The 13,173-nt window shown below is 45.1% G+C and carries 13 protein-coding genes; 10 read left to right on the top strand and 3 right to left on the bottom strand.

Translation table 11 applies throughout. From position 1 onward, the window contains the following. Positions 1-7 precede the first annotated feature (7 nt). The 4 genes from ACJJII_RS01515 (at position 8) to ACJJII_RS01500 (ending at position 4,673) form a co-directional block, all read left to right on the top strand. Positions 8-1,120, top strand: coding sequence for a phospholipase A (locus tag ACJJII_RS01515; protein ID WP_444918067.1), 1,113 nt, complete (start codon positions 8-10; stop codon positions 1,118-1,120). 80 nt (positions 1,121-1,200) lie between these two features. Continuing rightward, positions 1,201-1,605 carry an NUDIX hydrolase gene (locus tag ACJJII_RS01510; protein WP_444918066.1) on the top strand — a complete coding sequence of 135 codons (405 nt, stop codon included), beginning with the start codon at positions 1,201-1,203 and terminating at the stop codon, positions 1,603-1,605. Between the two features lie 247 nt (positions 1,606-1,852). After that, complete coding sequence (locus tag ACJJII_RS01505; protein ID WP_444918065.1) at positions 1,853-3,901, top strand: aminotransferase class I/II-fold pyridoxal phosphate-dependent enzyme; 2,049 nt, start codon at positions 1,853-1,855, stop codon at positions 3,899-3,901. A 31-nt stretch (positions 3,902-3,932) separates the two neighbouring features. Continuing rightward, a complete protein-coding gene (locus ACJJII_RS01500; RefSeq protein ID WP_444918064.1) occupies positions 3,933-4,673 on the top strand; it encodes an SDR family NAD(P)-dependent oxidoreductase in 741 nt (246 codons plus the stop codon). A 42-nt stretch (positions 4,674-4,715) separates the two neighbouring features. Here the strand turns inward: ACJJII_RS01500 and ACJJII_RS01495 are convergent, their stop codons facing one another. Next, entirely contained in the window at positions 4,716-6,374 is a 1,659-nt protein-coding gene (locus tag ACJJII_RS01495) for an acyl-CoA dehydrogenase family protein (RefSeq protein ID WP_444918063.1), read from the bottom strand. 689 nt (positions 6,375-7,063) lie between these two features. Between ACJJII_RS01495 and ACJJII_RS01490 the strand changes: the two genes are divergently transcribed. The 6 genes from ACJJII_RS01490 to ACJJII_RS01465 all read left to right on the top strand — a co-directional run bounded on the left by ACJJII_RS01490 (position 7,064) and on the right by ACJJII_RS01465 (position 11,492). Then, positions 7,064-7,747: a helix-turn-helix transcriptional regulator gene (locus ACJJII_RS01490; RefSeq protein ID WP_444918062.1), complete on the top strand. Its 684-nt coding sequence runs from the start codon at positions 7,064-7,066 to the stop codon at positions 7,745-7,747. Between the two features lie 4 nt (positions 7,748-7,751). After that, positions 7,752-8,180, top strand: coding sequence for a CsgE family curli-type amyloid fiber assembly protein (locus ACJJII_RS01485; RefSeq protein ID WP_444918061.1), 429 nt, complete (start codon positions 7,752-7,754; stop codon positions 8,178-8,180). Next, complete coding sequence (locus tag ACJJII_RS01480) at positions 8,180-8,581, top strand: curli assembly protein CsgF (RefSeq protein WP_444918060.1); 402 nt, start codon at positions 8,180-8,182, stop codon at positions 8,579-8,581. Before ACJJII_RS01485 ends, ACJJII_RS01480 begins: the two co-directional genes overlap by 1 nt. A gap of 41 nt (positions 8,582-8,622) precedes the next feature. Next, positions 8,623-9,468 (top strand): CsgG/HfaB family protein, encoded by an 846-nt coding sequence (locus ACJJII_RS01475; protein WP_444918059.1) that lies wholly within the window; start codon positions 8,623-8,625, stop codon positions 9,466-9,468. Positions 9,469-9,773: 305 nt separating this feature from the next. Next, on the top strand, positions 9,774-10,259 hold the full coding sequence (locus tag ACJJII_RS01470) for a hypothetical protein (RefSeq protein WP_444918058.1): 486 nt from the start codon (positions 9,774-9,776) through the stop codon (positions 10,257-10,259). A gap of 54 nt (positions 10,260-10,313) precedes the next feature. Continuing rightward, positions 10,314-11,492: a hypothetical protein gene (locus tag ACJJII_RS01465; protein WP_444918057.1), complete on the top strand. Its 1,179-nt coding sequence runs from the start codon at positions 10,314-10,316 to the stop codon at positions 11,490-11,492. Between the two features lie 92 nt (positions 11,493-11,584). On the opposite strand, the gene holA is transcribed toward ACJJII_RS01465, so the two are convergent. Next, positions 11,585-12,589 carry a DNA polymerase III subunit delta gene (holA, locus tag ACJJII_RS01460; protein WP_444918056.1) on the bottom strand — a complete coding sequence of 335 codons (1,005 nt, stop codon included), beginning with the start codon at positions 12,587-12,589 and terminating at the stop codon, positions 11,585-11,587. Positions 12,590-12,602: 13 nt separating this feature from the next. After that, positions 12,603-13,127 (bottom strand): LPS-assembly lipoprotein LptE, encoded by a 525-nt coding sequence (locus tag ACJJII_RS01455; RefSeq protein ID WP_444907431.1) that lies wholly within the window; start codon positions 13,125-13,127, stop codon positions 12,603-12,605. Positions 13,128-13,173 lie beyond the last annotated feature (46 nt).

The following is a 13,173-nucleotide window of genomic DNA, read 5'->3' as shown; positions in this document are numbered from 1 at the left end:
AAGCGTTTTGTCCTACTATCGAAGAAGGGTTTTTGCCGGGCTCACATTACTTTCTTCTGTTGGGTTAGTTGCACAGTTGCCAACAGCTTTAGCTGAAGAGGCGCCAGAATCAACTTTTTCTATGGATGCGGGAGAAAACCTGCAGACCCACCATAAGCGCTGCTTGAACGAGCAAATTCTTGTTTCGGATGCCGATGTCACGATAAGGGAAATCCGACGTATCTGCGCTGAAAGAGTTAGAGCTGAACTGACTCTTGAAGAGGATCCGGTGATAGCGGACTTTATTGTCGACGAGTATGAGGAAGACCTTCCGACAGATGAGATATTGTTAGGGGGCAGGGCTCAGGCTATCAGGGATGCTGCCAATAACCCTTTTACTTTAGCTTCCCATAAAGCTAACTACGTGCTGCCAATGGTCTACAACCCAGCCCCTGAAGAGGGAGGGGTGGCAGATATTGAAGGACCAGATAAAGCTGAGGATTTGGATAACGTCGAAGTACAGTTCCAGCTCTCTGTGCAAGTGCCTATTTGGCGGGGTTTTTTGGGGCAGGCTTCTGTACTGAGTGTCGCCTATACAAATCGTAGCTTTTGGCAGGCATACAACTCTGATAACTCCTCTCCCTTTCGTGAAACAAATCACGAGCCGGAATTGATTCTGAGTTGGCTCAATGATTGGAGCCTATTTGGCTGGAATAATGTAGCTAATCAGGTGGCGATTAACCACCAGTCAAATGGGCGCAGTGAACCCTATTCCCGCAGCTGGAATAGAATATATGCGAATTTCATTTTTGAGCGGGATAATTATTCAATCAGCCTAAAGCCCTGGTACAGGGTCCCTGAAGATAAGGATGATGATGATAATCCGGATATTGAGCACTACCTGGGGCATTTTGAACTAGGTGGGCGATACCGCGATGGAGATCACACGGTTTCACTGATGTTACGTAACAATTTGCGCTCAGATAATCGTGGTGCAGTGGAGCTGACCTGGGGCTTCCCTCTCGGGAAACGCGTCGATGGATATATCCGCTATTTCAATGGTTACGGCGAGAGCCTCCTTGATTATGATGAATCAGTGCAAACTTTAGGATTTGGATTTGTATTAGCCCAGGGGTTTTAGCCTTAACGACGAGGGCGTACTCGCAATGAATAGGCTCTCGTTTTTCCCTTCTTAACCTGACTTGTTATCAGGGTTTGTTCATGGCCTTTGATGATGGTTACCGCTTGAGTGCCCATGCGGTAATCACGAATACTGGCGGAGAAGTACTGCAGCTGAAAGCGACTTATGCTGAGCGTAGCTGGGGCTTGCCTGGCGGAGCATTAGACCCGGGTGAAACTGCCCATGAGGCATTGGTGCGGGAGTGCCATGAGGAACTTGGACGAGAAGTTAGAATAGAGTATCTCAGTGGCATCTACTACCACAACGCTTTTAATTCACATGTTTTTATTTTTCGAGCCCATTTCATTAAAGAGGGTGACTATATTCTCTCTGATGAACATTCCCAATGGGCTTACTTTCCGCTTCACCAATTATCCCAGGTACAACGTCACAGGGTCGAGGATTGCCTCACGTTTAATGGTATTGTGCGTAGCGCAAAGTTCTAACTTTATTATCTTCCTTGGCAATAGATCTGGTATGCCTGGGTACATTTGGCGAAAATCGCCAAATGCAATGTAGTCGCAGAATTCCCCTCCCTCCTACATTAGTATTTGCCCCCTGGTGTTTATTGCCCTGGAATTCCAGAGCCACCGCAACTCGCGGGGGCCTTATAAAAGTTAATAAAATCAAATAGTTGAATAATTGATACAGCAAGTTGTACTCACCTGCAAGCTATGCTGATGGATAAGAATTATGGGTTTGGAATTGAAGATGCCTGAGTTGGGCAACCTAAACGAAAACAGCCTTGAATTAGAGTGCCGGGTCGCTCTGGTCAGTTCTGATAGCAAATTGGCCAATGAGTGGATTACCGCTCTCAATAATACGGCAGCAGTACACGACAATCCTTTTGGCCTTCATTTTGAAGCCGTAACGCCCGCAGATGCTGAAAGGTTGGCAAAAGAAGAGGATTCCCTGCAAGCGGTCATTGTCGATGGTGGCAGTGACGGGCAGGGGCTGGATGCTGCAGATGACCTCGCTGACCGGATTCACGCTTTGCGTTCCCAGCTTAATATCTTCCTCGTAGCTCATAGTGGTTTTGCTGGAACAACCTCCAAGCCGGGCAAATCCGGTTCAAAATCCCTGGCAAATTTGCGTCGCCGCTTCGATGAGTTGTTCGACCGCCGTGAGGGTAATTTCAACCATATGTTCCGCTTGGTGCAGGCGTTTATTGCTCGAAGAGCTTCGACTCCTTTTGCCGACACCCTGAAAGAATACGTATTCTCAGCTCGGGATGCGTGGCATACACCTGGCCATTCTGGTGGTGACAGTTTGCGCAATAGTCCCTGGGTGGGGGATTTTTATCGTTTTATGGGTGAACATATCTTCAATACAGACTTGTCTGTATCTGTTCAAGTTTTAGATAGTTTACTCGAGCCCCACTCGGTTATTCAGGAGGCGCAGGATCTAGCGGCTCAGGCTTTTGGAGCTCGCCATACCTTTTTCCTGACCAACGGCACCTCTACCGCGAATAAAGTGGTTATTCAGCAAATTCTTGGCGGTGGCGGAAAAATTATCGTTGACCAAGCGTGTCACAAATCAGTTCACCATGCGATTGTGATGAATCGCTGTGAGCCGGTTTACCTGAAGTCTGTACTGCATCCAGAATTTGGAATTTACGGGCCGGTAAAGCGTTCGGATATTGAAGCTGCCCTGGATGAGCACAGTGATGCGCGCCTATTGGTAATTACCTCCTGCACATATGATGGATTGCGTTACGACCTTAAGCCAATTATCGACTACGCCCATGAGCGTGGAGTGAAAGTGCTGGTGGATGAAGCCTGGTTTGCCCACGGTTTCTTCCATCCCGAGTTGCGGCCTACAGCACTGGAGTGTGGGGCAGATTATGTGACTCAAAGCACCCACAAAATGCTGTCGGCCTTTTCCCAGGCCAGTATGATCCACGTGCAAGACCCGGACTTTGATGAATTCCGTTTTCGCGAAAACCTGAATATGCACGCCTCTACCAGTCCTCAGTACGCAATGATTGCGAGCCTAGATGTGGCGCGTAAACAAATGGCGATGGAGGGGTATGGTCGTTTGAAGCAATGTCTAAAGATGGTGGAAATTTTACGTAATGCCGTCAATGAGACAGGTGTGTTCCGCGCGCTAACACGTGATGACTTGATTGCTGATCCACTTGCCAGTGATAACATTCGCCTTGATCCCACCAAGGTGACTATTGATATTTCCAAGAGTGGTTACTCTGGCAATGAAATGCAGATTAAATTGTTTGATCAGTATGGCATCCAGGTGGAAAAGACCACCTACAATACCATTACTGTACTTGTAACCCTCGGTAGTACAGAGAGCAAATTACTTCGCTTGATTCATGCTCTTAAGCAATTGGCAGGAAATACTCACAAGCGTATTCATATCGGGTCGCCGAGGCGTTTGCCAGAATTTACCCGTTTTACATGTCTACCGGCTGATGCTTATTTTTCGGAAGCAGAAGAATTGCCGCTGATGGATAATGGCATAGAAGCTATTGAGGACCTGGTTGGTCGGACCAGTGCAGATGAAATTGTTCCCTATCCGCCAGGTATTCCGGTCCTTGTGCCGGGACAGGAAATTTCAGCCCAAATAGTACAGTTTTTACAGCAGCTACTTCAGGGGCAGAATACGATAGAAATTCACGGTCTTATTTTCCGCTCTGATGAGCCGATGCTAAGGGTTGTTAAGGAAGTCTCCAAGGGCAAAGCTGAGAAAGTGCAGTCTTCTGGAGAGAAAAAGAAAGGAAAATAGTAAAACTCCATAATCCGGCATGGAGGCCGGTATGCTCGAAAGTCCACAATCTGTGTTGATAGCCGGTGCTTCCGGTGGCATAGCGCAGGCCATTGGCGCCGAAATTATTCGGCGCTACCCTCAAGTTACATTATTGACCTTGAGCCGAATCACTGTTGATATGATTCCTGGCCATGTCGGTGAGCGACACCATTTATCCGTTTGTCTAGAGCAAGCCGAGTCCATCGATATTGTTGAAAATTTTTTGGCCGAACACTCTGAGCCTCCAGGTTGGGTAATCAACTGCTGTGGCATTTTACATGATGAGTTCCACGGACCGGAGAAATCCCTATCGCAATGTGATGATCACTGGTTATTGCAGTCGATTCAGGTCAACGTACTTTCCCATTTACATTTAGCGCGCGCACTGGATGGATTCTTGAAGCGCAGACGCCCTTTGTTGTGGGCGTCGCTTTCGGCAAAGGTGGGAAGTATCACGGATAACCAGCTCGGTGGCTGGTACAGCTACCGGTGTAGTAAGGCCGCATTAAATATGCTGGTTAAGAACCTGTCTATTGAGTGGGCGCGGAAACTGGAGGAAAGTTGTGTGGTAGCGATTCACCCAGGTACGACAGATACTTCACTATCCAAACCTTTTCAGTCTAATTTGCCCCCAGATAAACTCTACACCCCTGAATTAAGCGCGAATCGTATTGTAGATGTCTTGAGCCAACTGGCATGGTCAGACACCGGGAAATTACTGTCATGGGATGGAAGTCTTATACCCTGGTAGCGATCAGCGTGAAATAGGCGCGATAGTAGCTGTTTTCGTATCTTAAGTTACAAGAGGGTTTCCCCGCTCCAGAATAGTGGCGATGTCAATCCCGGTGGGTAGGCTTCCAGTATTGTGTGTGCCGTTAATCCCTATTCTTGATTTGATAAAGGCATCAGTTACACAAGGGCTACTCCCCTGTAGCAGAAGGTGCGCCTGCATGGTCAGGGCCATTTGATCAATAATATGACGTGCACGGTATTCAAATTGATTTAGGTCGGAAAGGTCGTTTCTTAACTTGTCGACTGCCGTATCAAACTGTGTGTTTATGCCTCGACTAATGTTTAATTCATCAAACCAGTGACTAATTACTGCAGGAGTTTTAGTGATGGCACGTAATACGTCCATCGCTTGAATATTCCCTGAGCCCTCCCAGATTGCATTTATCGGAGCATCTCGGTACAGCCGTGCCGTAATAAAGTTTTCAATAGCTCCATTACCTCCCAGGCACTCCATAGCCTCATAGGCGTGATGAGGACTGCGTTTGCATATCCAGTATTTTCCCACCGCGGCCCCGAGTCTGAGTAGCATTTTTTCGTGTTCGCTGCCCTCTTGATCCATTGCTCTGGCTATGCGCATGGTAAAGGCAATTGAGCCTTCCACCTCCAATTGAAGGTCGGCAAGTACATTTTGCATCAGTGGTTGATCAATCAGCTTTTTGCCAAATGCTTTGCGCTCACTAGCGTTGTAAATTGCCTGGATAACAGCTTGCCGCTGCCCTGCAGATGAGCCCATCATGCAATCAAACCGCGTAATCGCTACCATCTTGATGATGGCGCTGACCCCACGCCCTTCTTCGCCGATTAGCCAGCCCAATGCGCCGCGTATCTCAACTTCTGAAGAAGCATTGGAAACATTGCCACACTTTGTCTTCAGGCGTTGAATCTCCAGCTGGTTCTTCGATCCATCCGGCCTCCATCTTGGAACCAAGAAGCAGGATAAGCCACCGGGTGCCTGGGCAAGAATTAAAAAGGCATCGCACATAGGGGCGGACATAAACCATTTGTGCCCTAATAATTCATAGGTTCCATCGGCGAGGGGAATTGCAGCGGTGGTATTTGCCCTGACATCTGAGCCCCCTTGTTTTTCGGTCATGCCCATACCGATCGTCAATGAGTTTTTCTCAAAATATGGGCGATTACTTCCATCGTAAGTGCGGCTGGTTATTTTGGGTATCCATTCGATGGCGATTTCAGAGTTTAGCTCGATAGTGGGCACTGAGGCGAAGGTCATAGTGATAGGACACCCGTGACCGGCTTCAAGCTGAGTGTGCAAGTAATTTTTTGCAGCTCTGGCCACGTGGGCACCTGCGCGTGGGTCGGTCCAGGGAGAGCTGTGTAAACCTTCTGAAAGTGCCAGCTGCATTAGCTGGTGATAAGAGGGGTGGTATCGAACCAAATCAATGCGGTGGCCGGAACGATCGTGACTTTCGAAGATAGGTTTAAATTCATTAGCGGCATAACCCCGCTCAATCATTTCTGGCCTGCCACACACCTCCCCATACCGCTCCAGGTCATCTTCAGCCCAATGGGCCCCATTTATATGTACGGCTTCCTTTAACGCCTGATCAGCAATATAGAGGTTATGACCAGAAAGCGGGCAGGGCTGGTTGGCAACCTGATAATTGGTTTTGCAATCTGATGTGTGGATCTCACTGTTCATAACTTCACCCTGGAGGATGTAGATTTCTATTTGATGCTGTAATTTAACTTGTACGGTTTTGCCAATTTCCCTAGGGGAATATTACAGACATAGCCGAGTATGAGCATAAAACAAGCTTTTCCTGATTACTATTTAAGCTGTTCAGTTCTAAGTCATGATTTTGCCGTTTTTATTTGCAAGGCTTGGTTCTATGAATTTTCAGATGATTTTACTCGATCAAATATGGCTTAAAAGTAATAAGATGAAATTTATATTTTATTGCTATCGAATATCGCTTTGTCAGTCTTTCTCTGATGAGGCTAGAACCATATTAAGTTTGTCGCCTTATTGTTCGTATAAGTTTTTTTTGTCTTAAGTTGTTCAAAATAAATTTGTTAATAATGTGGATCAGTACAAAAAAATGATATTTATAGAGCTCTATTGCTGATAAAAAATCTATACCAAAGCATGTTTGTTTTTCTTTTTAGTTTACTGATCCATGATACCTTTGTATTACAAAATGGTATTAGAGAATCAAGTTGGCACACTTAAGATTGAATTTTTGATATCTAGATCACTACCGGTTGCAGTTAATGAGTTGATCGAATAGATTTAGCTCACAGCGTAAGATGAGCGCGGGAAATTGATAAAAAATAGTTAGGCTGGTAACAGGCTGAAATATAAAAGGACTGCACATTGGGGGAACCCAGATGAATTTGCATAAGGATTATGCACCATTAAAGGTTGTTAGCCCTAAGTCAGAAAAAACAGGGGTTACGGTTGCCTTTTTGACCGCATGCGTCAATCTTCAATCCTCAATATTTGCCGGGCGAATTGAAGATGAGTTTAAGACTACCTGCGCTATCCTTCAGCGCTCAACACTTTCATCCCTAAGTGGTATTAAGGCCGAATACCTTCTTCTTGATTGTGCCGATGTATCCTCCTCAGATCTGGAGCATCTTTTGAGGGAGATACACACCCTACCCACACCTCCTAACTTAGTATTGATCAATGTCGATCAAAAGGCCGATATTGATTTTGTTCTGCATTGGGAAAAAGTTCTGGGGTTAATACCCTCCGAGTGTGAAGCAAAAGTCATTATGGAGAGGTTGGGCAGGATATTCTCGGGAGAGTATTGGTTTCCAAGAGATGTTCTCCATGATTTTCTCAGGCAACACAGAAAGCCTAAAAAATGGTGCGATAAGGCTTCAAATCTCACACAGCGAGAACGGCAAATTTTACAGTTGATCTGTGACTGTAATACCAATGCAAATATAGCCGAAACATTATGTGTTAGTGAGCACACCGTTAAAAGTCATTTATACAAGATCTATAGAAAAATCGGCTGTAAGAATCGGTTAGAAGCAAGTAGTTGGGCCAGTCAAAACTTGTAATATTATGAAATCACTATTTTTGTGCGCAACTGTGTTAACAGTTGCGCTTTCGTGTATCGTTCACAAAAGTTACGCTCAAGAAACAAGTGATCAAAGCGCTGAGGAATCCCTGCTTACTGGATTGGTAATTGATAATACGGTAAGCGGTATAGGTCATGAGTTCGCTAGATCGCTATCAATTTATATAACAACTAATTTGACAGGATTCGACTATAACCTGACCGTGCATGAAAGGCCTTCGGCAAGGTGGGGCAGTGTTGTTTGGGTGACCTTTGAGAGCAAGCAAGTCTTTAAGACTGTCATTTATCCTGGGCGGAGAAAGTTCGGCGCAATTGTCGAGCAGGCTGCTTCGCAAATAAATAATAATGTGAGGCAGCAGAGGTTGCAGGATCTTTTATCTCAAAATGTTGATTTGGCGGGGGATGAAATATAATGAAATTTTTATTTACAGCGGCTTTTTTATTATTTTCTGGCTCGGTGTTTGCAACAGAACTCGTGTACACGCCTGTGAATCCATCGTTTGGGGGTAATCCTCTTAATGGTAATTATTTACTGAATAATGCTAGTGCACAGAACAGTAAAAAAGATCCTGATGCTAAGGATTCGCCGTACTCTGACTCTTCTTCCCTGGATAGATTTACTGACACGTTAGAATCTCGTCTGCTCTCACAGCTACTAACAGATGTGGGAAATGGAAATGACGGTACTTTGGTAACTGATGACTATATCGTAAATATTGTTGATATTGATGGTGAATTGACGATCACCATTACCGATGCTGTTACGGGTGAGATATCTGAAATTGTAGTTGTAGGTCTTAATCCAAGCAACTAATAAAATTATATTTGCAAGCTTAGGTTTTGTGGGGTGGTGCGATGTTATCGAGAATATTTATTCTAATTATTATTTTTAGCATTAGTGGGTGTAGTTCTGTTAAAGAGGCGTTGTTCGGTCCTGGACAACAAAAGGCAACTTTGACGGATAGAATGAGCACCTATTCTGACTTAGTCAGTTTGCCTGCTCCTAGAGGGAAAATAGTTGCAGCAGTGTACGGTTTTAGTGATCAAACTGGACAATATCGGCCAGCGCCCTCCAGCTCATTCTCAACCGCAGTGACTCAAGGGGCTGCAGCTATGCTGGTTCAGGTTCTGAATGAATCTGGGTGGTTTGTGACTCTTGAGCGGGAGGGTTTACAAAACCTCTTAACCGAAAGGAAAATAATTAGAGCTGCACTGAAAGAGCAGGACAATCCTGCCAGTCCTGTATTCGATCTGCCTTCTCTTATGTCAGCCAATATTATGCTAGAGGGTGGGATAGTCGGTTACGATACAAACATTAAAACAGGTGGCGCGGGGGCACGTTACTTCGGTATCGGTATTTCTGAACAATATCGTGTAGATGAGGTTACTGTAAATCTGCGTGCAGTAGATGTCCGAAGTGGGCGAGTTCTAAGTAGTGTTTTAACGAGCAAGAAAATTTTGTCGAGGCAAGTTCAAGGCGATGTTTACACTTTTGTGGAATATAAGCGCTTACTTGAAATAGAGGCGGGGATGACAACTAACGATCCAGCTCAATTATGTGTTCTTTCTGCGATAGAGTCGGCGGTAATTCATCTTATATCCCAGGGGGTTAATGCTAATTTGTGGGCGTTGGAAGATAATAGCCAATACCCTATGTCTGTCCTCAGTGAATATTCTGCGACACCAGTAAAAATATTATAAATGTTTGGCGGATATTAAATTTTATTGGCATGTTGATTTAGAGGTATATGTAATTTAGTGAAATGGAATTTTATTAAATTATATCTATGTATTTTCATGTTTGTGTGTGTAATTTGGTGGAATTGAACTGTTTTATTTTTTGTGTGTTTTGATTTGAATCACCACCTTAATACAAAAGTTTTACGTTCTTCTTATTCTTTCCTGTTAAATATAATCTTTCTTCTGATTTAAGATATATTTTTTTTACCTATAGTGTCCATGTTGTTTCTTATAGTTGTTAACCGTTCTTATTGGAGAGGTGGTTGGTGATTGCTACAGCTAAACGAGTAACGGCAATTTTATTTCTGTTTCTGGTTTTACCGCTTTCGGTGTGCTGGGCTTCTGATTTAGATGACCACAATGAATTGTCTGCGGGGCAGGGTGCTCTGGATCTTCTTTTGTTAAGAAAAGATTCAATTACGGGTAATTTGGCCCAGGTTTCACAAGTAGGTGATTACAACCTTGCTGAAGTTACCCAGTCTGGTCTTTACAACCAGGCTGTCCTGATCCAGGAGGGTGGCTCCAATGCAGCGTTGGTGCAACAAACAGGCGATTCTAATTATGCTGCGATATCGCAGTCAGGAGCCTACAACCAAGCTACAGCGATACAGAGTGGCGTAGATAATGTGGCTTTAATTAGCCAGGTTGGTTACGGAAATTCTGCAAACATTATTCAAAATGGTGATGGATTGTTTGGTTATGTCGCGCAGTTCGGTGACGACCATGCGGTGCAACTGGTGCAGTACGATTAAGGCATTGCACTATTTTACTTGTATTTATAATTTTATTCCGAGGGAGATTGATAAATGAAAAAAATTACACTTGCTGCTGCTATCGCTCTGATTGCTAGCGCAGGCCAGGCTTTAGCCGACAATAACTACGGTGATCAGGTGCAGGTCGGTGACAATAACTATGCTGATGTTACCCAGGTATATGCGGCTAACAATAATGCTGCTTACCAGTGGCAAGAGGGCAATGATAACTTAGCTTCTGCATCTCAGGATTATGCCGATGATAACTACATAGACCAGACCCAGCTCGGCGATCGCAATGCTGCTTTCACTAGCCAGTCAACCCAAATGGGCAGTGAAGCTTTGACCTACCAAGATGGGGAAGGTAACTATGGAACTATTCACCAGTTTACAGGATCCTACAATAGTGCTTATGCTACGCAATTTGGTAGTGAAAATTTGATCCATTTGGATCAGTATACTGACTCTAACTTTAACTATGCCGATATGTATCAGGACGGCAATGACAACATGGGCGTTCTGCAACAGGAAGGTGATGGCAACTACTTCGTCAGCACCCAGGTTGGAGACAACAACGGTGTTTGGAACAGCACCTGGTACTCCTCATTTGACGGTTTTGTAGGTGGTCAAGTAGGTGACTTCAACGTAGGTACTGTTTATCAGTCAGGTGCCGAGAACACTGCAAATCTGATGCAGAGTGGAGATATAAACCTGCTCGACTTGTCTCAATCCGGCATTAGCAACACCGCTACTATTCTGCAGCAAGGTGATGCTAACGCTGCTTTTGGTTACCAATCCGGTGTTAACAACGTTGCCAATATTACCCAGAATGAGACCAATAACTTCGGTTCTATGGCTCAATTCGGCAATGATAACACCGCTAACCTTGTACAAACCGGTGACATGAATAGCGCTGATTTCGGTCAGTATGGCGATGCTAACCTGGCAAATATTGATCAGACAGGCAACAGCAACTACGCCTATGGTTACAGTGCTGGTGTTGCAAATACTGTAGATATTGATCAAGCGGGTGAGTTGAACCTGGCAGAAGTTCACCAAGATTTTGGTGGCGATAACCTGATTACTGTGGCTCAAACTGGTTATGAGCATTCCGCTCATGTTGGGCAGGGCGGCTATGAGAATGTTGCTACTGTTAGCCAGAGCAGTGCATACAATATGGCGAGCATTGAGCAGGTTGGTGCGAGCAACGTTGCCACCATCACTCAGAACTGATTCTGAAAAGACTCAGGTATGAATAAACCGCCCTATGGGGCGGTTTATTTGTGTATAAAATAGCTGCAGAGACTTCTCTAAAATTAGATTGATTAAATGGTTCTCTGCCCGCAAAAATTGAGAGTCAGCTCTAATAGCCCTGTCCATGGGGATTGCTGACCACTACCACCTTTGATAGAGACATCTATAGCACGAGCGCGAATTAATAAGCTTTCTAGTTGCTTCCTATTAAGTCTGTGTAGGGCTCCTTGGACCAATGGTTGTCGCTTTTGCAGCCGAACCAATCTCGCTAGAGGTTGGCCTTGATCCAGTTTTTCCATGATGTCGAGAAGAGTGCGAATTTCTCTTGCTATTGCCCAAAGTACAATGGGTGGTTCAATACCTTCGACCCTCAATCCGTCGAGTGTTTTGACTGCTTTGGCTGAGTTGCCAGAGAGTGCTGTGTCAATTAGGTCAAAAACACTGTAACGGGCGGAGCTGGTGACACTATGCTCCATCATTTCCCGGGTGATTTCTTGCCTGGGGCTGGAAAGCTTAAGTTTTTCTATCTCCTGGCTTGCGGCAAGCAGGTTGCCCTCTACTCTCTCTGCCAGGATTTGTACTGCTTCTGGTTCGGCTGAGAGGCCTGCAGATGCAAGGCGCTGGTTGATCCAGCGGGGCATTTCCTGAATCGTCACAGGCCATACCTGAACCAATACTCCCGATTGTTCTAGGACTTTGACCCACTTGCTGTTGAGCTGCGATCTATCAAGTTTCGGTAATACCAGTAAAAGCAAAAGATCTTCACTCGCCAGTGAGGCAAACTCTTGCAGGGCTTTACTGCCCTTATCCCCAGGTTTACCTCCAGGCAAACGCAGCTCGACGAGTTTTTTTTCTGCAAAAAGAGACATATTTCCGGCTGAAGCAACCAGCGTGCTCCAGTCAAAATTATGTTCTGCGTGAATAAGTTCTCTCTCGGTGAAACCGTGCTTTTTCGCTGTTGAGCGCACTAAATCGCAGCACTCTTGAACTAATAAGGGCTCATCACCAGTAATAATAAAAATTGGTGATAGGCCCTTTTTTAGATTTTGCGATAATTGATGGGGGTTAACGCGCATTAATAAAACTAACCTAGTAGCTCTTTTCTTCTAATGAAGCATTCACATCGATACGCCGTAAGCGGTCGATAATGCGCCCAATAAGCTCCCGCTGCATCTCCGCGCGCAAGGTATTTTCCTCTTCACTTTTACTGACAATTTCATCGACATCCCACTCCAAGGTGCGGTAAACGTCTGCCTGTGCTTTATTTAGGAGGACTTGGCCTGAAGCTGTGCGTACGCTATAGATTGCACTGGTAATTAATTCGTATTCAGATGCTCGCCCTTCAGAGTCTACAGCTACGGTTAGTTTTCTTTCGGTTTCCTGGTGAATGATGAGTGTATAGTCAGCTTCTGCAGGAGATTCGGCCATAGGCACACCCGCATTATTGAGCAGTCGCGTTAATTGATCTGCGATATCACTGCGAGGGTCTACTGTGGATATATAGAGTGTACTACCGGGAGGAAAATTCTTAGGGGCGCCTCTTAGATGCCAGCCGCAACCGGCAATAGTGATAGCGAGAAGAAAAATAAAGGCTCGATTTGCGATTGTTTTCATAAACTACTTGCCATGGTCTTGTCGGCTACAGCGAGCTGACTTAAGT

The sequence above is a fragment of the Microbulbifer maximicatervae (SeqCode) genome, from assembly GCF_052467825.1.
The sequence above is the reverse complement of the archived record's forward strand: the minus strand, read 5'-3'. Positions and strand labels throughout refer to the sequence as shown.

Bases quoted from the DNA above. Each gene is read 5' to 3' on its own strand.
- ACJJII_RS01500 (WP_444918064.1), top strand. From the start codon at position 3,933: ATGCTCGAAAGTCCACAATCTGTGTTGATAGCCGGTGCTTCCGGTGGC.
- ACJJII_RS01490 (WP_444918062.1), top strand. From the start codon at position 7,064: ATGAATTTGCATAAGGATTATGCACCATTAAAGGTTGTTAGCCCTAAG.
- ACJJII_RS01485 (WP_444918061.1), top strand. From the start codon at position 7,752: ATGAAATCACTATTTTTGTGCGCAACTGTGTTAACAGTTGCGCTTTCG.
- ACJJII_RS01475 (WP_444918059.1), top strand. From the start codon at position 8,623: ATGTTATCGAGAATATTTATTCTAATTATTATTTTTAGCATTAGTGGG.
- ACJJII_RS01455 (WP_444907431.1), bottom strand. From the start codon at position 13,127: ATGAAAACAATCGCAAATCGAGCCTTTATTTTTCTTCTCGCTATCACT.
- ACJJII_RS01510 (WP_444918066.1), top strand. From the start codon at position 1,201: ATGGCCTTTGATGATGGTTACCGCTTGAGTGCCCATGCGGTAATCACG.
- ACJJII_RS01495 (WP_444918063.1), bottom strand. From the start codon at position 6,374: ATGAACAGTGAGATCCACACATCAGATTGCAAAACCAATTATCAGGTT.
- holA (WP_444918056.1), bottom strand. From the start codon at position 12,589: ATGCGCGTTAACCCCCATCAATTATCGCAAAATCTAAAAAAGGGCCTA.
- ACJJII_RS01465 (WP_444918057.1), top strand. From the start codon at position 10,314: ATGAAAAAAATTACACTTGCTGCTGCTATCGCTCTGATTGCTAGCGCA.
- ACJJII_RS01480 (WP_444918060.1), top strand. From the start codon at position 8,180: ATGAAATTTTTATTTACAGCGGCTTTTTTATTATTTTCTGGCTCGGTG.
- ACJJII_RS01505 (WP_444918065.1), top strand. From the start codon at position 1,853: ATGGGTTTGGAATTGAAGATGCCTGAGTTGGGCAACCTAAACGAAAAC.